Raw genomic sequence first — 17,852 nt, 5'->3', positions numbered from 1 at the left:
CCTAAGCGTGTAGCGTGAGCGCCTTCCCGGCGGCCTCGACGGCCTCGTCCGCGGAGATCTCCAGCAGGCCGGGGTGGGGTTCGCCGCCGTGCGGGTCGCCGGACCGCCCCGCCCACAGCACCCGGTGCTCGGCCCGGTCGGGCGGCCCCCACCGGGCGGGCGGCGTCGGCCCGAACAGCAGCACCGACGGCGTGCGGAAGGCGGTCGCGAGGTGCGCGACGCCGGTGTCGCCGCACACCACCAGCCGGGCGCCCGCGACGAGCGCGGCCAGCTGCGGCAGGCGGGTGCGGCCGGCGAGGTCGTCGCGGGGGTCCAGCCGCGCGAGCTCCACGACGCGGTGCGCGAGCGGCCCCTCGGCGGGGCCGCCGGTGACGACGACCCGCTCGCCGCCGGCGCGCAGCGCCGCCGCGACCGCGGCGAACCGCTCGGTCGGCCAGCGCCGCGCCGCGAACGCGGCCCCCGGATGGACGACGACGGCACCGGGCGCGGGCGAGGGGATCGCCGGCGGCGCCAGGTCCAGGTCGTCGGGATCGGCGTCGAACCCGTAGGCGCGCACCAGCCGGCACCAGCGCGCCACCTCGTGCTCGCCCGGATCCCAGTCGGGCCCGTCGGTGTGCAGCGCCCCCGCGGACGCGAACGCCAGCAGCCGGGCGGGCCCCAGCGCCGCCAGCCGCCGGTGGCTCTGCGGGCCCCGGCCGTGCAGGTTGACGGCCGTGCCCACCGGCTCGGCGGGCGGCAGCGGGCCGAGCCCGGAGTCCGCCGGCAGGACGTCGTCGACCGCGCCCGTGGCGAGCGCCAGCGGCGCCAGCGCGGGCGGCGCGGCGAGCGTGATCCGCGCGCCGGGCATGCCGCGCCGCAGCGCCCGCAGCGCGGGCACCGCGGTGAGCAGGTCGCCCAGCCCGAGCGCCCGCAGCACCAGCGCGCGGCGGGGGGCCGTCACGGCCACGAGGGCTCCTTCGACGGGCAGACCACCATCTCCCGCACCTCGCAGCCGGGCGGCTGCCGGAGCGCGAAGGCGATCGCCGCGGCGACGTCCTCCGGCCTGTTCAGGTGGGCGTCCGGCCCCGGCTTGTACTGCTCGGTGCGGTCGTCGAAGAACGCGGTGTCCATCCCGCCCGGCACGATCATCGTGACGGCGACCCGGCCGGCCATCTCCGCGGCCAGCGCGCGGGTGAAGCCGACGACGCCGAACTTGGACGCGCAGTACGCGGTGGCGTCGCTGAGCGCCCGCAGCCCGAGCGTCGAGGCGACCGTGACGATCCGCCCGCTCGGCTGGTTCTCCAAGTAAGGGAGCGCGGCGCGGACGACGGCGGCGGTGCCGAGCAGGTTCACCTGCACGACCCGCTCCCAGTCCTCGGCGGGCACGTCGCCCAGGGCGCCGCACGCGTCGGTGCCTGCGGCGGTGACGACCGCGTTGAGCCCGCCCGCCGCGCGCGCCAGCCCGTGCACGGCGCGCTCGGCGCAGGGCCGGTCCGCCAGGTCCGCCTGCATGTGCTCGAAGTCGTCCTTCGGGGGGTGCCGGTCGAGGATGAGGGGCCGCCCCCCGTCCTCCGCGACCTTGCGCGCGACGGCCGCGCCGAGTCCGGAGGCCCCGCCGGTGATGAGGACGTTCATGACGCGTTTCCCTTCGTGGTGGACAGCAGGCGCGTGGTGGAGCGCCCTTCCAGCAGAGGCAGCAGGACCACCTCGCCGTTGTGCGCCCGGACCGTCTCGGCCTCGGGCAGGATCGTCCCGGCGTAGTCGGCGCCCTTGACCCAGACGTCGGGGCGCAGCCGCTCCAGGAGCGGCGCCGGGGTGTCGTCGTCGAACACGACCGCGGCGTCCACGTCGCTGAGCGCCTCCAGCACCCGGACGCGGTCCGCGGCCGGCGTCACCGGGCGGGTCGGGCCCTTGCGGCGGCGCACCGAGGCGTCGGAGTTGACGCAGACGATCAGGCAGTCGCCGAGCCGCCGGGCCTGCTGCAGCATGCTCACGTGCCCGGCGTGCAGCAGGTCGAAGCAGCCGCCGGTCGCCACGACCGTGCCGCCCGCCCGCCGCGTCCGCTCGACGACGTCCCAGGCGTCCTCCCCGCGCTCGGGGACGAGCCGGGCCGTGCCGGACTCGGCGAGCTGCGCCGCGACGGCCGCCGCCGCGCCCGCCCGGACGTAGTCCGACGCGCGCCGCACGCCCGCGGTGACGGCGCCGGCGAGCGACGCCCCGTCCGCGAGCGCCTCCACCGTCCCGGTGGCGAAGCTGTCGCCGGCGCCGCAGGCGTCGCCGCGGGCCGGCTCGGCGGGCGCGAGGAACGGCGCCTCCGACCCGTCGCACAGCAGCGCGCCCTCGGACCCGAGCGTGATCGCGACGCCCTCGATGCCCCACGACCGGCCGAGGTGCCGGCCCCGGCGGCCCGCCGCCGACAGCCCGAACCCGGTGATGTCGGCGCCGTCCGCGGCGGCCAGCCGGGCGGCCTCCTCCTCGTTCGGGGTGAGCAGCCGCGTCCCCGGCACCGGCCGCTCCCCGCGCGGATGCGGGTCCCACACGACCGGGACGCCGCGCGGCAGCGCGGCGAGCAGCGATCGGACGGCGCGGTGCCGGGTGACCCCGCGCCCGTAGTCGGAGACCAGCACCGCGCCGGCCCCCGCGATCGCGTCGGTGACGCGCGGGCCGACGGGCCCGTCGAGGGCCTGCCCTTCCCCGGCGTCCAGGCGCGCCACCGACTGGTCTCCCGAGCGGATGCGCAGCTTGCAGGGAGTGCCGCCGTGCAGGTGGAACGCGGCGACCTCCATGTGCCGCTCCAGCATGGCGCGCAGCCGCCGGCCCGGCTCGTCGTCGGCGAGCGCGGTGACCAGCACGATCTCCCGGCCGCCGGCCGCCGCCAGCAGCGCGGCCAGCCCGGCGCCGCCGGGCCGGGCGTGCTCCTCCGCCTGCTCGACGACCGGGACGGGCGCGTCCGGGCACAGCCGGCTGCTCGTGCCGACGATGTCGACGTCGAGCAGCACGTCGCCCACGACCACCAGCGGTGCGGTCATCTCGCCTCCTTCCGCGGGGACGGGCCCCCGTGCCTCCCGGCGGCGGCCGCGCCCGTGCGGCCGCGGCGCGAGCCCGGTTCAGGCACGGGGCGCCCCCAGGACGTCGTCGACCACCCCGCACAGCAGGTGCACCGCGGCGAGGTGGATCTCCTGGACGGTCGAGGTCGCCGCGGCCCGCACGGTGATCGCGTCGTGGCAGGCGTCGGCGAGCGGGTTCGGGCCGGGCCCGGTGACCGCCCAGGCGGTCATCCCGAGCTCGCGCGCCCGGTCCGCCGCGGCGATCACGTTGGGGCTGCGGCCGCTGGTCGACAGGCACACCAGCACGTCGCCCCGGCGGCCGTGCGCCTGCACCTGCCGGGCGAACACGTGCGCCGGGCCGTAGTCGTTGCCGATCGCGGTGACCGACGAGGTGTCGCCGTGCAGCGGGATCGCCGACAGCGGCCGCCGCTCGTCCTCGAACCGGCCGACGAGCTCGGCGGTCAGATGCTGGGCCTCGGCGGCGCTGCCGCCGTTCCCGCAGGCGAGCAGCCGCCCGCCGGCGCGCAGCACGCCGGCGAGCCGGCGGCCCCACGCCTCGATGGTCGGGACCTGCTCGCGGAACGCCAGCGCCGCCTCGGCCAGCGCCTCCAGGCGCCCGTCCCGCGCCGTGGCGGTGCGCGTCCGCGTGATCCGTTGCGTGGTGGTCGTCATGCGGCCACCCCGCTCAGCGCCGCCGCGCGCTCGTAGACGCCGGCGGTGTCGGCGGCGACGCGCGCCCAGGAGTAGCGGTCCCGGGCCCGGTCGCCCGCGGCGAAGCCCATCGCGGCGCGGCCCGCCGGGTCGTCCAGCAGCGCCCGGATCGCGGCGGCCGCCGCCTCCGGGTCGCGCGGCGGGACGAGCACGCCGGTGGCGCCGTCCACGACGGTGTCCAGGTGGCCGCCGACGGCGCTGGCCACGACCGGGACGCCGCACGCCATCGCCTCCAGCGGCACCATGCCGAACGGCTCGTACCAGGGCAGGGTCACCACGAGGCTCGCCGACCGCAGCAGCGGCGGGACCTCCTCGCGGCCGAGCCTGCCGAGGAACTCCACCCGCCCGGCGACGCCCGCGTCCCGCGCGACGCGCCGCAGCCGCCGCACCTCCGCGTCGCCGTCCAGGCCCCGCCGCGGCGGGCCGCCGGCGACGGCCAGCTCGGCGTCCGGCAGGTGCGCCAGCGCCCGGATCGCGGTGTCCACGCCCTTGCGCTCGACAAGCCGGGACAGCACGACGAGGCGGTGCCGGTCCCGGCCGTCCGCGCTGTGCCCGTCCGGGGTGAACAGGCGGAGGTCGACACCGCACGGCACCACCGAGATCCGCTCGCGCGGAACGCCCATCGCGGCCAGCTCGGCGACCTCGTCGGCGCAGGTGGCGATGACCGCGTCGGCGGACAGGCCGATCGCGCGCTCCAGATGGAGCCGCGACGCCGGGCTGGTGTCCCTGCCGCCCTGGTGGCGCCGCTTCACGGTGCCGAGCGCGTGGTAGGTCTGCACCACCGGCACGCGCCGCGCCAGGGTCGGCGCGGACGCCTGGAGCGCGGCGAGGCCGCTCATCCAGAAGTGCGCGTGCGCGACGTCCGGCGGGTCCGCGGCCCAGCGCTGCTCCAGGTACAGCCCGAAGTCGCGCATCCACGGCAGCAGGTCGTCCTTGCCGACGCGCTCGGCGGGGCCCGCCGGGACGTGCTCGACCGTCACGCCGGGCGCGAGCCGCACCCGGCGCGGCAGGGCGGGCGCGTCCCGCCGCGTGTAGACGGTGACGTAGTGGCCCTGCCGGCCGAGCTCGGCCGCCAGTTCCGCGACGAAGACGTTCTGGCCGCCGCCGTCCGCCCCGCCCAGCCCGCCCTTGGCGGCCAGCGGGCTGGCGTGCTCGGAGATCATGGCTATTCTCATCGCGTTACCTCCGTGAGAGTTCGCTCCCAGTCGCGCAGGAACCGCGGCAGGCCGTAGCGTTCGACGGCGTGGGCGCGCGCCTCCTTGCCCATCTGGCGGGCGCGCGGCGGGTCGGCGGCCAGGGTCCGCGCGGCGTCGGCCAGTGCGGCGACCCGCGTGGACAGCACCCCGGCCTCCGGCGGCACCGCCTCGACCGCCTCGGTGGTGGCGAGCGCCACCACGGGCAGGCCGAGCATCATGGCCTCGATCAGGGCGAGGCCGAGCGAGGTCCACCGGTAGGGGTGGACGTAGACGCGGCGGCGGGCGAGCTCCTCGTGCATCCGCGCCTGCGGAAGGTCCTCGAACGTCCACAGCGACTCGGGCGCGATGCCGAGCGCCTCCGGGACGCCCGCGACGTTCATGCCGAACAGGTCCAGTGGTACGGCGCGCGCCAGGCCGGCGAGCAGGTCGGTCCCGGCGACGCGCCCGCGCCGCAGCGGGTCGTTGATGACGACGCCCGCCCGGGGCATGTCGCCGGTGCAGCGGTAGCCGGGGTCGACGACGCCGTGCTCGATGACCGTGGTCGGCGCGCGGCCGCAGTTCCAGAACAGCCGGTTGAAGTGGGTGACGTGCACGACCGGGATGTCGTCGCGGTCGTGCAGGAAGTGGCGGCTGTCGGGGACGACCTCCTCGGGGAGGCTCGCGTCCGCCGGCGTGCGGCGGGGGGTGTCGTGCTCGACGTAGACGGCGGGGACGTCGCGTCCGGGGCGGCGGCCGAGCCATTCCTCGGCGAGCCTCAGCTCGTGGGGGCGCTGCAGGACGACGACGTCGACGTCCTCGTGCCGCAGCCGCTCGGGGGCCACCTCGACGGCGCGGTCCGGCCAGGTGAAGGTGTCGGGGCGTCCCCGGCCGTCGGGCCCCCGGTCCGGCGTGACGGGGACGAGCGTGGTCTGCGGCCCGTGCACGAACGACGTGGCCCACGAGCCGTGGACGTGCCAGAGCAGGACTCTCATCGGGCGGGGGCCTCCTCACGGGGGGTTCCGCGCGGGTCCGCGGCGACGACCTCGACGGCGGCGGCGACCTCGTCGGCGCCGACCGACGCCAGGCAGGGGTGGCCCTCCACCGGGCACTCGCGGGCGCGGCTGTCCTTGCAGGGGGCGCCCTGGTCGCCGAGCAGCGCCATCGGCACCCCGAACGGCGCCCACCGGGCGGCGGGCACGGTCGGCGCGAACAGCGACACGACGGGGGTGCCGACGGCGGCGGCGAGGTGCGCGGGGCCGGTGTTGCCGGCGACGACGGCGCGCGCGCCGCGCAGCACCGACGCCAGTTCCGGCAGGGCGGTGCGGCCGCCGAGGTCGAGGCCGTCCTCCCCGGCGACCAGCGCGGTCAGCTCCTTCTCCTCGCCGTGCCCGGTCACGACGACCCGGTGGCCGGCGGCGCGCAGCAGCCGGACGGCCTCGGCGCACCGCTCCGGCGGCCAGGCCCTCGCCGGGACGGACGTCCCCGGATGCACGACCACGTAGCCGGGGCCGCCGGTGAGGTGGTCGGTGTCGGGCAGCGGCTCGCGCACCCGCAGGCGGGTGTCGGCGGGCGCCGGGAACCCGGCGTCCTCGGCGAGGGCCAGCATCCGCAGCGGCTCGGGCACGTCGCCCTCCGGACGGTGCCGCAGGTCCAGCAGGGAGCCGGGGTAGTCCTCGCTGATGCCGCCGATCCACGGGGTCCCGGCCAGCCGCAGCAGCAGCGCGAGCGGCAGCGGCGACTGGTGGAACGAGGTGAGGATCAGCGCCCGGTCGAAGCCCGCCAGCTCGGCGACGGCCCGCTCGATGTCGGCCCGGTCGACCGGGTCGGGCTCCGGGTCGATCCAGGGCGCGCGCCACTCGATGACCGCGTCCACGCCGGGCAGCAGGTCGGCGGCGGCGCGGCCGCGCGGGCCGCACAGCAGCACGACCTCGTCCGCGCGCGCGGCGACCGCCCGTACCGCGGGCCCGGCGAGCAGCACGTCGCCGAGGTTGTCCTGGCGTGCCAGCAGCACCCTCATCGCGACCGCCTTCCGCCGAGGACCAGATCGACGGCGGCGCCGAGGTTCGGCGCGGTCTCCAGCGCCCGCGCGATCTCGGCGGGCCGGGTGCGGACGGTCGGCACCAGGATGCCCCGCGCGCCGGCCGCCGCCGCGGCCTCGATGTCGCGGCCGATGTCGCCGATGACGGCGCAGTCGGCCGGCAGCGCGCCGAGCCGCCGCACGGCCCGCACGATCATCCCGGGCCGCGGCTTGCGGCACTCGCAGCCGTCGTCGCCGTCGTGCGGGCAGAACTCCCACACGTCGATGCGGCCGAGCAGCTCCTCGACCCGCGCGTTGACGCGCCGGACGTCGCGGACCGTGATCCGCCCCTTCGCCACGCCCGACTGGTTGGACACCACGCCGATCCGCACGCCGTGCCGGCGGAGCCGGTCCAGCGCCCGCCGCGCGCCCGGCATCGGCTCGACCAGCGCCGGGTCGCCGTTGTACGGGACGTCGCGGATGAGGGTGTCGTCGCGGTCGAACAGCACGACCCACGGCCCGGCCCACGGCCGGGCGTCGCGGTGCGCCAGCAGCCCCCTGATCCGGTGCGCGACGGCGGCGGGCGGGATGGCGGCGCTGGTCGCGGCCATCTTCAGCACCTCGCCGGGCGTCCGGGGCCCGGGACGGACCCGCTCGAACGCGAACCGGGCGGTCGAGACCGCCCACGCGCCGGCGGCCAGGGCCGCGGCGGCCGCGCCGGCCCGGCTCCCGCGCAGCGCCGCGGGTGCGGCGGCGAGCGCGGCGGTCCCGGCGGCGGTCGTGAGGACGTGCCGCCGCAGCAGGCCCCTGCCCTCGCCGGCGCGGTCCCGCCAGCCGGCGCCGTGGATCCGCCACATGAGGACGTCGTCGGCGTTGCCGGCCTGGGCGCGGACCGAGGCCCAGAACCCGGCCGGGCGGACCGGATGCGTGACGTGCCGCTCGCCCCGGACCAGGTCGTGCCCGGCGGCGAGGGCGCGCAGCGCGAGGTCGGCGTCCTCCCGGTAGGCGCGGCGGAACCGCTCGTCGAAGCCGCCGAGTTCGGCGAGGACGCCGCGGCGGTAGGCCATGTCGGCGGTGATCCAGTCGGCGCCGGCGAGCCCGGCGGTGGTGCGCTCCCAGTCGGTGGGGCGGCGGCCGTCCGGCGGCGGGACGGTGACGCGGCCCTGCGAGCCGGCGACCTTCGGCGGCAGCCCGGCGAGGTCGGCGGCGAGCCGCCGCGTCCAGCCGGGGTCGGGGACGACGTCGTCGTCCAGGAAGGCGACCCATTCGGTGGCGGCGGCGCGCCATCCCGCGTTGCGGGCGGCGGCCGGGCCGCGCCCGCCGGAGCGGATCACCCGGACGCGGCGCCCGCGGGAGTCCGGCAGCGGCAGCGGCGCGCCGTGCGCGGGCCGGTCGTCCACGACGATGATCTCGTGCGGCGCGGGCTCGGGACCGCCCGCGATCGAGTCCAGCAGGGCGTCCAGCACCGTGCGCAGGCTCGGCCTGCCGATCGTCGGGATGACGACGGTGCAGCTCATCGGGCGTGCACCTCCCGGCGGCGGACGACGAACGGGCCGATCGCGAGGAGGTCCACGGGCGCGGAGCCGAAGCACTCCAGCGCGTCCCGCGGGTCGTCCACCATGGGCCGGCCCGCGGTGTTGAGGCTGGTGTTGACGACGACCGGCAGGCCGGTGCGCAGCCGGAACTCCTCCAGCAGCCGCGCGGCGAGCGGTTCGTGGCCGCTCGCGACGGTCTGGATCCGGGCGGTGCCGTCCACGTGCACGACGGCGGGGATCCGCTCCCGCCACTCCGGCCGGACGCGGTGGACGAACAGCATGTACGGGCTCGGGATCGGGCCCTCGAAGATCTCGGCGGCGTGCTCCAGCGCGACCATCGGGGCGATGGGCCGGAACTGCTCGCGGCCCTTCACGTCGTTGAGCCGCTCGACGTTGGCGGCGTGGCCGGGATGGGCGAGCAGCGACCGGTGCCCCAGCGCGCGCGGGCCGAACTCCGAACGGCCCTGGAACCACGCGACGATCTCGTTGCGGGCCAGCGCCTCGGCGACGGCCGCCGCGACGTCGGGCGGACGCTCGTACGGCACCTTGGCGATGTCGAGGCGGCGCGCGATCGAGGCCTCGTCCCACTGGCGGCCGAGGTCGGCGCCCGGCATCGCGGTGACGGTGTCGCCGCCGTCGTGCGCCAGGTGCAGGGCGGCGCCGAGCGCGGTGCCGGAGTCGCCCGCGGCGGGCTGCACCCAGATGTCGTCGTAGGGTCCGTCCGCGGCGAGCCGCGAGTTCGCCACGCAGTTCAGCGCGACGCCGCCGGCGAGCATCAGCCGGCGCGAGCCGGTCCGCCCGTGCAGCCACGTCACCAGGTCGAGCAGCACCTCCTCCAGCCGCGCCTGGACGCTGGCGGCGAGGTCGGCGTGGTCGCGGGTCCACTCGCCGTCTGACGAGCGGGCCTTGGCGAGCGCGCCCCAGTCGATGGGGGCGACGGCGAACCCGCCGTCGCCGGTGGCCCGGACGTGCTCGCGCAGCTCGTCGAGGAAGCGCGGCTCGCCGTAGGACGCCAGGGCCATCACCTTGTACTCGTCGCTGGAGCGCAGGAAGCCGAGGTGCTCGGTGAGGTCCTCGTACATGAGGCCGAGCGAGTGCGGCAGGCGCTGCGCGTGCAGCGGGGTCAGCTCGCCGCTGGCGTAGGTCCCGGCGAGGTGCGAGTGCGACTCGCCCCGGCCGTCCAGCACGAGGACGTCGCCGTCGCACGGCCGCGGCGCGGCCAGGGCGGCGGACGCGGCGTGCGCGACATGGTGCGGGACGTACCGGACGATCCCGGGGTCCAGGCCGGGCAGGGCGGCGGCGAGGAAGTTCGGGGCGCGGCGCGCGTACAGGGTCCGCAGCCGCTCCCACTGCTCGTCGTGGCCGTCCAGGCCGGGCTCGACCAGGTCGGGATCGTAGGAGTAGGCGACGGCGTCGAGGTCGCCGGGTTCGAGCCCGGCGCGCTCCAGGCACCAGCGGGCCGCCTGCTCGGGCGGTTCCCAGGCGGAGAAGGCGACCGGCCGTTTCCCGTGCTTGCGGCGGCTGAACCGTTCCTCCTCAGCCGCAGCGACGACCGTTCCGTCCACCACGAGGGCGGCGGCCGGGTCGTGGAAGATCGCGTTGATTCCGAGCACGCGCATGTGAGCCCCGTTTCGGCGCAGCGTTCGGTGGAGTGCCGATGCCGTCCGTCGTGGGCATCGGCCCGGGATCTCGATGGGAGCGAATCCCCTATAGGTGATTTCGTGCATTACCGGGAAGTCCGGCTCTAAACGCTGTGTCGGAAAAGCCGCTGATGAGTGAACTGACAGTTCAAGCGGGTTTTACGTGCATCACTATGGCTGAGGGCTTTTGTTGGCTTTCAAGACGTAAGTCGGACATGGAGGCGGGTGCGGCGGGTACGGGGCGGGCCATGCGCTGCACGCTCGTCGTCATCACCCGGGACCGCCGGCGCTCCCTGCTGGCGACGCTCGGGCGGCTGCGGGCGCTGCCCGGGCCGCCGCCCGTCATCGTGGTGGACAACGCCTCGCGGGACGGCTCGCCCGACGCCGTCGCCGAGGAGTTCCCCGGATTCCGGCTGATCCGGTCGCAGCGCAACCTCGGCGCCGTCGCCCGCAACCTGGCCGTCGACCACGTCCGCACCCCGTACGTGGCGTTCTGCGACGACGACACCTGGTGGGAGCCGGGCGCGCTGCCGCGCGCCGCCGACCTGCTGGACGCGCACCCGCGGCTGGCCGTGGTGACCGGGCGGATCCTGGTCGAGCCCGGCGGGCGCGAGGACCCGATCGTCCCTGAACTGCGCGACTCGCCCGTCCCGGGGCCGTCCTGGATGCCCGGGCCCGCGCTCGGCTCGTTCCTGGCGGGGGCGTCCATGCTGCGGGCCGAGGCGTTCCGGGAGGCCGGCGGGTTCTCGGCCCGGCTGTGGCTGGGCGGCGAGGAGGAACTGCTCAGCGCCGACCTGATGGCCCTCGGCTGGCACCTCTGCTACGCCGAGGACGTCGTCGTGCACCACGAGCCGTCCCCGCTGCGCGAGGCCCACCTGCGGCGCCGCCACGGCATCCGCAACACGCTGTGGTTCACCTGGCTGCGCCGCCCGCTGCCCGTCGCGCTCCGCCGCACCGCCGGGCTGCTGCGCACGCTGCCGCGCGACCGCGTCACCGCGGGCGCGCTCGCCGAGGCGGCGGCGGGACTGCGCTGGGTCGCCCGGGAGCGGCGCACGCTGCCGCGCGACGTCGAGGCCAGGCTGCGCAGCCTGGAGGAGGCGCAGCGGACCTCCAAGGCGCGCCGGTACGTCAGCTGATGGAAGCGGGGGAGAGCATGCCCGACGTCACGATCGTGGTCGCGACGCGCGACCGCGCCGCCGAACTGCGCCACAGCCTCACCCGGCACGCCGCGCCGGTCATCGTGGCCGACAACGCCTCCGCCGACGGCACCGCGGAGGTCGCGGAGGCCGCCGGCGCGCGGGTGCTGCGGCTGCCGGGCAACCTCGGCGCCGCCGCCCGCAACGCCGGCGTGCGGGAGGCCGCGACCCGCTACGTCGCCTTCGCCGACGACGACTCCTGGTGGGCGCCCGGAGCGCTGGAGCGGGCCGTGGAGATCCTCGACGCCCATCCGAGGACGGCGCTGCTGGCCGCCCGCGTCCTGGTCGGCGACGACGAACGCCTGGAACCGGTGTCGGAGGCGATGGCGCGGGCACCGCTCGGGCGGCCGGACGGGCTGCCCGGACCCGCCGTCCTCGGCTTCCTCGCGTGCTCGGCGATCGTCCGCCGCGACGCCTACCTCGACGCCGGGGGCTTCTCCGGCGTCCTGCACTTCGCCGGCGAGGAGGAGCTCCTCGCGCTCGACCTGGCGTCCGCCGGCTGGGGACTCGCCTACGTGCCGGAGCTCGTCGTGCACCACCACCCGTCGCGGAGCGGCCGGAACCCGGCGGCACGGCGCCGCCGGGAGATCCGCAACGCGCTGCTGACCGCCTGGCTGCGCCGCCCCCTCCCCGCGGTCGCGCGGATGGCCGGAACGGCGCTGGGCACCCGCGACGGCCGGGCGGGGCTCGCCGACGCGGCGCGCGCGCTGCCGCGGCTGGCCGGCGCCCGGCGGCCCCTTCCGCCCGCCGTGGAGGCCGCGCGCGCCCGCCTCGGCGCCTAGAGCCGCTCACCCGAGGCGGGAAGCGTCACGCGTCGCGCGCGCCCGCCCGGCCCCGGACCAGCAGCACCGTGAACGCGGTCCCGACCAGCGCGACCGCCCCGAGCGCCCACCCGGTGCCGTACTCGGCGTGCCGGGTGGAGCCGCTCGACTCCGCCGCGGTCAGGAACAGCGTCCCGATCGTCGCGATGCCGATGACCTGGCTGATCTGCATGAGCGTCAGCAACAGCCCGCTGGCGTCCGCCGCGTCCGCCGCCGGGACGTGCTCCAGCCCCACCGTCATGATGATCGACATGACCCCGAGGCCGAACCCGATCACCGCGGTGAGCAGCTCGTACGCGACGCCGCCGCCCGCCACCGGGCCGACGCACAGGTAGCCCGCGGCGGCGAGGGCGAAGCCGGCCGGGATCACCCGGCGGTGCCAGCGGGCCGGCAGCCGCTGCCAGTTCAGCCCCACCAGCGCGAACGCGGCGACGCACGGGACGAACGCCAGCCCCGACCGCAGCGGCGACATCCTCAGGTCGCCCTGCAGGTGCAGCGTCGTGGTGAACAGGAACGAGCCCCACGTCCCCGGCGCCAGCATGAGCGCCCCGCAGGCGGGCAGCAGCCGCGGCGCCCGCAGCACCCGCGGCGAGATCAGCGGCCGGCCGCCGCGCGCCGCCGCGCCCCGCTCCACCGCGACGAAGGCGGCGAGGAAAGCGGCGCTCGCCGCGAGCGAGAACCAGCCCCACAGCGGCCAGCCCAGCTCGTGCCCGAGGATCAGCGGGACGACGAACAGCAGCACGGCCGGCGACAGCGTGAGCAGCCCAGGGACGTCGACGCCCCCGCCCCGCGCGCCGCCGTCGCGCGGCAGCAGCCGCGGCCCGGCCGCCAGCAGCACCGCGCCGATCGGGACGTTGACGAGGAACACCGTCCGCCAGCCCGCGCCGAACAGGTCCGCGCTCACCAGCAGGCCCCCGGCCGCCTGTCCGACGACCACCCCGCCCGCGATCACCGCCGAGTAGAGGCCGAGCGCGCGCGCCCGTGCCGGGCCGGCGAAGTTCCGCTGGATCATCGACATCACCTGCGGCGTCATCAGCGCCGCCCCGGCGCCCTGCAGGAACCGGAACCCGACCAGCGGCCAGGTGGACGGCGCCAGGCCGCAGGCCAGCGACAGCACCGTGAACGCGGCCAGGCCGGCGTGGTACGCCCGGCGGTGCCCGGCGATGTCGCCGAGCCGCGCTCCGGTGATCAGCAGCACGGCGTAGGTGATGGTGTACCCGGCGACGATCAGCTGGAGCCCCGCGCCGGACGCGTGCAGGTCCGCCCGCATCGTCGGCAGCGCCACGTTGACGATGTTCACGTCGAGGATGGCCATGAACTGTCCCAGCAGCAGGAGGCCGAGCGTCAGGCCGCCGGGACCGCTCCGCGCCTCCCGCTCGGGAACGACCCCGCGCAGATCGGTTGTCTGTGTCATGGGAACGACACTGGCGCCGATCCGGTACCGGTAACGAGAGTCCCTCGATACTGGTACTGACAGCACCTGGCAACGGACGCGCGCGGAGGGCAGGGTGGAACCGTGACGACCACCGGAACGGCGACCAGGCGCGGGACGTCCCGGCGCCGCACCGAACTGGCCGAGTTCCTGCGCAGCAGGCGCGAGCGGATCACCCCGCACGAGGTCGGGATGCCGCCGGGCCCGCGGCGCCGCACGCCCGGCCTGCGCCGCGAGGAGGTCGCGCAGCTCGCCGGGGTGGGCGTCACCTGGTACACCTGGCTGGAGCAGGGCCGCCCGATCAACGCCAGCACCCAGGTGCTGGACGCGGTGGCCCGCACGCTGCGCCTCGACGGCGCCGAGCGCGAGCACCTGTACCGGCTGGCCGAGGTTCCGGAGGCGGAGCCGCCCGACGAGGCCGAGCAGCTGCCCGAGGACATGCGGACGATCCTGGACGAGCTGCTGCCGCTGCCCGCGTCGGTGTGCAACGCCCGCTCCGACGTGCTCGCCTGGAACGCCGCCTTCTCGGCGATCTTCCCGAGCGTCGAGACGTTCCCGCCGTCCGAGCGCAACACGATGTGGATCACGTTCACGACGCCGCCGTGCTGCAACCCGATCGGGAACATGGCCGAGGAGATGCCGATGCACGTCGCGGTGTTCCGGTACCGCTACAGCCGGCACATGAACGAGCCGGGCTGGAAGGAGCTGGTCCAGCGGCTCCAGGCGGCCAATCCGGAGTTCGCGCGGCTGTGGGCCGAGCACGAGGTGGCCCTGCCGGGCCCGCGCGTGAAGGTCTTCCGGCACCCCGTGGTCGAGGAGATCCGCACCCGCACCACCAACCTGGACATCGCCGGGTCGGCGGGCGCCCGGCTGACCGTGTACACGCCCACCGACGACGAGAGCCGCGAGCGGATCTCCTGGCTGCTCGCCCATCCCGAGCTCGCCGCGCCGGCCCACCGCCACTGATCAGCGGCCGCGGGCGCGGCGGGCGATCACCGCGAGGTCCGTCGCCGCGATCGCGGCGACGATGACGCAGACCACCGCCGCGCCCCAGGCCGAGCCGCTCCCGTCATGGTTCGCCACGATGGCGAACACGATGGCGGCCGCGGCCGCCGCCACCAGCGCGATGCCGGACAGGACGGCGCGCAGGCCCAGCGCGCTCCGCGCGGTCAGCGGCTCGTTCCCCGGCGGCTCCTCGCGCCCACCGTTCCCGCCGCCCTCGCGGTGCCCGCCGTCCTCGCGGTGCTCGCCGCCCTCGTCGCCGTGGTGGTCGTGCTCGCGGCCGCGGTCGTCGTCGTCCGGGCCGGGGCTCGCGGCGGTCACCGCGCGAACGTGCCGACGAGCGTGCCCGACGCCACGACCTTGTCCTCGACGGCGTCCCTCAGCTCCTCCGCCGTGAAGCCGTCCCGCAGCCCGGACGGCTCCGACAGCCCGTACAGGCGGAAGAAGTAGCGGTGCGGGTCGTCGCCGGCCGGCGGCTTCGGCCCGCCGTACCCCTCGGTCCCGTAGTCGTTGCGGCCGAGGACCGCGCCCGTCGGCCGCTCGCCGGCGTCCAGGCCGGTGGTGACCGGGTCGATCCCGGCGACCAGCCAGTGCGCGAACGTCCCGACCGGGGCGTCCGGGTCCTCGCAGGCGAGCGCCAGCTCCACCACCTCCTCCGGGACCGGCGACCACTCCAGCGGCGGCGAGACGTCGCCCCTGTCGTGCGAGTACTCCGACGGCATGAGCGTGTGATCGTCGAATGCGGCACTGCGCAGCGTCATCTCTTCCATGCGGGCCTCGTGCCCGGTGCGGGCACGACGATGCACGCCGCGCCGCCGCCTTCGGTCAGTCGGCGCTGGACGCCGCCCAGATGTTGATCCCGGCCTCCACCGCGTCCCGGTCGATCGCCTCCAGCTCGTCCGGGGTGAAGTCGAGCCGGTCCAGCGCGGCGAGGTTCTCCTCCAGCTGCGCGACGCTGCTCGCGCCGATGAGCGCCGAGGTGACCCGCTCGTCCCGCAGCGACCAGGCGAGGGCCATCTGCGCGAGGGACTGGCCGCGGCCCCGGGCGATCTCGTCGAGCGTCCGGACGTGCCGGACGTTCTCCTCGGTGAGCAGGTCGCTGGAGAACGAGGTGTTCCGGCTGGCCCGCGACCCCTCCGGGATGCCGCCGAGGTACTTGCCGGTGAGCATGCCCTGCGCCAGCGGCGAGAACGCGATGCAGCCGACGCCCTCCTCCTCCAGGGTGGCGAGCAGGCCGCCCTCGATCCACCGGTTCAGCATCGAGTAGGACGGCTGGTGGATCAGCAGCGGCGTCCCCATCTCCCGCAGGATCCGCGCGGCCTCCGCGGTGCGCTTCGGCGAGTACGACGAGATCCCCGCGTACAGCGCCTTCCCGGACCGGACGGCGTGGTCCAGCGCGCCCATCGTCTCCTCCAGCGGCGTGTCCGGGTCGAACCGGTGGCTGTAGAAGATGTCGACGTAGTCCAGGTCCATCCGCTTCAGGGACTGGTCGAGGCTGGCGAGCAGGTACTTGCGCGACCCCCATTCGCCGTACGGGCCCGGCCACATGTCGTAGCCGGCCTTCGTGCTGATGACGAGCTCGTCCCGGTAGGGCGCGAGGTCCTCGCGCATGATGCGGCCGAAGTTGGTCTCCGCCGACCCGTAGGGCGGTCCGTAGTTGTTGGCGAGGTCGAAGTGGGTCACCCCGAGGTCGAACGCCCGCCGCAGGATCGCCCGCTGGACGTCGATCGGGCGGTCGTCGCCGAAGTTGTGCCACAGCCCGAGCGAGATCGCGGGGAGCCGCAGCCCGCTGCGCCCGCACCGCCGGTAGGGAAGTCGTTCGTATCGGTCGCCGTCGGCCGTGTAAGTCATGGTCACGAGTATTTCAGGCGCGCCCCGCCCGCGCCCCGGCGGCGGCCTCGACGCAGGCGCGCACGAAGTCGCGCAGGACGGGATCGGTCGCGTCCCGCCGCCACACGACGGCGCGGACGGCCGGCGCGACGCCCTCCACCGGCCGGTAGACGATGCCCGGCCGCGCGTACACGCGGGCGCTCGACTCGCTGATCATCGCGACGCCGCGCCCGGACAGCACCGCCTGGAGCCAGTCCTCGGAGTTGTCGACCTCGGCGCCGATCGCGGGGGTCCGGCCGAACTCGGCGGTCGCGAGCCAGAACTCGCGGAGCGGGCCGGACGAGGCCGGCAGCGCGACGAACCTCTCGCCGCGCAGGTCGTCCAGCCGGACCGCCGCCCGCGCGGCCAGCGGGTGCTCCGCGGGCAGCGCGACGCGGCGGGGCTCGCGGCGCAGGATCTCCGTGTCCAGGCTCTCCTGGCCGGGCACCGGCAGCGGGATGAACGCGGCGTGCGCCCGGCCGTCGAGGACGCCGCCGGCCGGGTCGTGCCAGTCGCGAGCCGGAGGTCGGGCCGCCAGCCGGGACGGAGCCGAGCGAACCGGGCGATGACGGGCTCGATCGTCCCGGCGTCCATGCCGGAGTGGTACTCGACGCGGAGGACGCGGGACGCGGCGTCCCGGGCCCGGCGCACGCCCGCGAGCCAGGAGTCGAGGTCGCCGACCACGCCGCGCGCGACGGGCAGCAGCGAGCGGCCCGCGTCGGTCAGCGCCACGCCCTGGCGGCTGCGCTCGAAGAGCGTCACGCCCATCTCCAGCTCCATCCGCCGGATCGACTTGGAGAGCGCGGGCTGGGCGATGCGCAGCCGTTCCGCGGCGCGGGTGAAGTGCAGTTCCTCGGCGACCGCGACGAAGTACCGGAGCGACCGGATCGCTACGTCCATGCCCGAATGCTAATTCCATCCAGGCATAACGATGGATCTTCGACGCGGCGGCGCGGCGGGGCCAGCCTTGGGGACCGAGGAGGGGGACAGTGACGACCACTGAGATCGAGATCGGGACCGCCCGCCCGGCGGGGAGCACCGGCAGGCCCTGGGCGGGGACGGGCGCGATCGTGCTGACGTCCGTGGCGGCCATGACGCCGGCGTTCGGCGTCGCGGCGCTCGCCACGCCCGTCGAACGCGGGCTGGGCGTCTCCGCCACCGGGTTCGGGCTGGCGCTGAGCGGCTTCTTCGCGGCGAGCGCGCTGGGCTCGTTCGCCGCCAAGCGCGTCGCGGCGCGGCTGCCCGTGCCGGTGGTGCTGGCGGCGGCCGGGGTGCTCGCGCTCGCCGCGCTGGCGCTGGCGGCGGCCCTACGAGGGCCGGATCCGGTTTCCGGACGCACCGGAGCGGCGCGTCCGGAAACCGGCTCAGCGGATCAGCCGTCGGCCTTCGGCCCCTCGTCCGGACCGGGCTCGTCCTCGTCGGCCTCCG

At 76.5% G+C, this 17,852-nt stretch carries 17 protein-coding genes and 2 pseudogenes; 4 read left to right on the top strand and 15 right to left on the bottom strand.

Annotated features, from left to right (window positions below; genetic code table 11):
* Position 1: 1 nt before the first annotated feature.
* From amrb99_RS44890 to amrb99_RS44850, 9 genes are all read right to left on the bottom strand, one after another.
* A complete protein-coding gene (locus amrb99_RS44890; RefSeq protein WP_347257130.1) occupies positions 2-946 on the bottom strand; it encodes a glycosyltransferase family 9 protein in 945 nt (314 codons plus the stop codon).
* On the bottom strand, positions 937-1,614 hold the full coding sequence (locus amrb99_RS44885; RefSeq protein ID WP_190868190.1) for an SDR family oxidoreductase: 678 nt from the start codon (positions 1,612-1,614) through the stop codon (positions 937-939). The genes amrb99_RS44890 and amrb99_RS44885 overlap by 10 nt, the downstream gene beginning before the upstream one ends.
* Complete coding sequence (locus amrb99_RS44880; protein WP_190868189.1) at positions 1,611-3,008, bottom strand: PfkB family carbohydrate kinase; 1,398 nt, start codon at positions 3,006-3,008, stop codon at positions 1,611-1,613. Before amrb99_RS44880 ends, amrb99_RS44885 begins: the two co-directional genes overlap by 4 nt.
* A 78-nt stretch (positions 3,009-3,086) precedes the next feature.
* Positions 3,087-3,698: an SIS domain-containing protein gene (locus amrb99_RS44875; RefSeq protein ID WP_190868188.1), complete on the bottom strand. Its 612-nt coding sequence runs from the start codon at positions 3,696-3,698 to the stop codon at positions 3,087-3,089.
* Positions 3,695-4,900, bottom strand: a complete 1,206-nt coding sequence (locus tag amrb99_RS44870; RefSeq protein ID WP_241756528.1) for a glycosyltransferase — start codon at positions 4,898-4,900, stop codon at positions 3,695-3,697. The genes amrb99_RS44875 and amrb99_RS44870 overlap by 4 nt, the downstream gene beginning before the upstream one ends.
* Positions 4,901-4,908: 8 nt before the next feature.
* Positions 4,909-5,904, bottom strand: a complete 996-nt coding sequence (locus amrb99_RS44865) for a glycosyltransferase family 4 protein (protein WP_190868186.1) — start codon at positions 5,902-5,904, stop codon at positions 4,909-4,911.
* A complete protein-coding gene (locus amrb99_RS44860; RefSeq protein WP_190868185.1) occupies positions 5,901-6,929 on the bottom strand; it encodes a glycosyltransferase family 9 protein in 1,029 nt (342 codons plus the stop codon). The genes amrb99_RS44865 and amrb99_RS44860 overlap by 4 nt, the downstream gene beginning before the upstream one ends.
* A complete protein-coding gene (locus amrb99_RS44855; protein ID WP_190868184.1) occupies positions 6,926-8,446 on the bottom strand; it encodes an HAD-IIIA family hydrolase in 1,521 nt (506 codons plus the stop codon). Before amrb99_RS44855 ends, amrb99_RS44860 begins: the two co-directional genes overlap by 4 nt.
* On the bottom strand, positions 8,443-10,083 hold the full coding sequence (locus amrb99_RS44850) for a carbamoyltransferase C-terminal domain-containing protein (protein WP_190868182.1): 1,641 nt from the start codon (positions 10,081-10,083) through the stop codon (positions 8,443-8,445). Before amrb99_RS44850 ends, amrb99_RS44855 begins: the two co-directional genes overlap by 4 nt.
* A gap of 269 nt (positions 10,084-10,352) precedes the next feature.
* On the opposite strand from amrb99_RS44850, the gene amrb99_RS44845 reads away from it, so the two are divergent.
* Positions 10,353-11,240 carry a glycosyltransferase gene (locus tag amrb99_RS44845; protein WP_190868180.1) on the top strand — a complete coding sequence of 296 codons (888 nt, stop codon included), beginning with the start codon at positions 10,353-10,355 and terminating at the stop codon, positions 11,238-11,240.
* A 17-nt stretch (positions 11,241-11,257) separates the two neighbouring features.
* Positions 11,258-12,082: a glycosyltransferase gene (locus amrb99_RS44840; protein WP_190868178.1), complete on the top strand. Its 825-nt coding sequence runs from the start codon at positions 11,258-11,260 to the stop codon at positions 12,080-12,082.
* A 25-nt stretch (positions 12,083-12,107) separates the two neighbouring features.
* Here amrb99_RS44840 and amrb99_RS44835 read toward each other — a convergent pair whose 3' ends face one another.
* Positions 12,108-13,535: an MFS transporter gene (locus amrb99_RS44835; protein WP_190868176.1), complete on the bottom strand. Its 1,428-nt coding sequence runs from the start codon at positions 13,533-13,535 to the stop codon at positions 12,108-12,110.
* A 102-nt stretch (positions 13,536-13,637) separates the two neighbouring features.
* Here amrb99_RS44835 and amrb99_RS44830 point away from each other — a divergent pair, with 102 nt between their 5' ends.
* Positions 13,638-14,519 carry a helix-turn-helix transcriptional regulator gene (locus tag amrb99_RS44830; protein WP_347257129.1) on the top strand — a complete coding sequence of 294 codons (882 nt, stop codon included), beginning with the start codon at positions 13,638-13,640 and terminating at the stop codon, positions 14,517-14,519.
* Here amrb99_RS44830 and amrb99_RS53555 read toward each other — a convergent pair whose 3' ends face one another.
* The 5 genes and pseudogenes from amrb99_RS53555 to amrb99_RS52025 form a co-directional block, all read right to left on the bottom strand.
* Positions 14,520-14,876 carry a DUF6343 family protein gene (locus amrb99_RS53555; protein ID WP_190868174.1) on the bottom strand — a complete coding sequence of 119 codons (357 nt, stop codon included), beginning with the start codon at positions 14,874-14,876 and terminating at the stop codon, positions 14,520-14,522. It lies immediately after the preceding gene.
* Entirely contained in the window at positions 14,873-15,325 is a 453-nt protein-coding gene (locus tag amrb99_RS44820; protein WP_190868172.1) for a YbhB/YbcL family Raf kinase inhibitor-like protein, read from the bottom strand. The genes amrb99_RS53555 and amrb99_RS44820 overlap by 4 nt, the downstream gene beginning before the upstream one ends.
* Positions 15,326-15,380: 55 nt before the next feature.
* On the bottom strand, positions 15,381-16,406 hold the full coding sequence (gene mgrA, locus amrb99_RS44815) for an L-glyceraldehyde 3-phosphate reductase (protein WP_190868170.1): 1,026 nt from the start codon (positions 16,404-16,406) through the stop codon (positions 15,381-15,383).
* Between the two features lie 13 nt (positions 16,407-16,419).
* Positions 16,420-16,878 (bottom strand): LysR family substrate-binding domain-containing protein, encoded by a 459-nt coding sequence (locus amrb99_RS52030; protein ID WP_347257133.1) that lies wholly within the window; start codon positions 16,876-16,878, stop codon positions 16,420-16,422.
* A 314-nt stretch (positions 16,879-17,192) separates the two neighbouring features.
* Positions 17,193-17,324, bottom strand: a pseudogene (locus amrb99_RS52025) (LysR family transcriptional regulator); the annotation flags it as partial.
* A gap of 89 nt (positions 17,325-17,413) precedes the next feature.
* On the opposite strand from amrb99_RS52025, the pseudogene amrb99_RS44805 reads away from it, so the two are divergent.
* Positions 17,414-17,852 (top strand): annotated as a pseudogene (locus amrb99_RS44805) (hypothetical protein); the annotation flags it as partial.

This window comes from Actinomadura sp. RB99 (assembly GCF_014706005.1).
Lineage (GTDB): Bacteria > Actinomycetota > Actinomycetes > Streptosporangiales > Streptosporangiaceae > Spirillospora.
Note: the sequence above shows the minus strand (reverse complement) of the source record. Positions and strands in the feature narration are given on the sequence as shown.

Bases quoted from the DNA above. Each gene is read 5' to 3' on its own strand.
- amrb99_RS44865 (WP_190868186.1), bottom strand. From the start codon at position 5,904: ATGAGAGTCCTGCTCTGGCACGTCCACGGCTCGTGGGCCACGTCGTTC.
- amrb99_RS44835 (WP_190868176.1), bottom strand. From the start codon at position 13,535: ATGACACAGACAACCGATCTGCGCGGGGTCGTTCCCGAGCGGGAGGCG.
- amrb99_RS44820 (WP_190868172.1), bottom strand. From the start codon at position 15,325: ATGGAAGAGATGACGCTGCGCAGTGCCGCATTCGACGATCACACGCTC.
- amrb99_RS44850 (WP_190868182.1), bottom strand. From the start codon at position 10,083: ATGCGCGTGCTCGGAATCAACGCGATCTTCCACGACCCGGCCGCCGCC.
- amrb99_RS44870 (WP_241756528.1), bottom strand. From the start codon at position 4,900: ATGATCTCCGAGCACGCCAGCCCGCTGGCCGCCAAGGGCGGGCTGGGC.
- amrb99_RS44855 (WP_190868184.1), bottom strand. From the start codon at position 8,446: ATGAGCTGCACCGTCGTCATCCCGACGATCGGCAGGCCGAGCCTGCGC.
- amrb99_RS44860 (WP_190868185.1), bottom strand. From the start codon at position 6,929: ATGAGGGTGCTGCTGGCACGCCAGGACAACCTCGGCGACGTGCTGCTC.
- mgrA (WP_190868170.1), bottom strand. From the start codon at position 16,406: ATGACTTACACGGCCGACGGCGACCGATACGAACGACTTCCCTACCGG.
- amrb99_RS44880 (WP_190868189.1), bottom strand. From the start codon at position 3,008: ATGACCGCACCGCTGGTGGTCGTGGGCGACGTGCTGCTCGACGTCGAC.
- amrb99_RS44875 (WP_190868188.1), bottom strand. From the start codon at position 3,698: ATGACGACCACCACGCAACGGATCACGCGGACGCGCACCGCCACGGCG.
- amrb99_RS44885 (WP_190868190.1), bottom strand. From the start codon at position 1,614: ATGAACGTCCTCATCACCGGCGGGGCCTCCGGACTCGGCGCGGCCGTC.
- amrb99_RS44840 (WP_190868178.1), top strand. From the start codon at position 11,258: ATGCCCGACGTCACGATCGTGGTCGCGACGCGCGACCGCGCCGCCGAA.
- amrb99_RS44845 (WP_190868180.1), top strand. From the start codon at position 10,353: ATGCGCTGCACGCTCGTCGTCATCACCCGGGACCGCCGGCGCTCCCTG.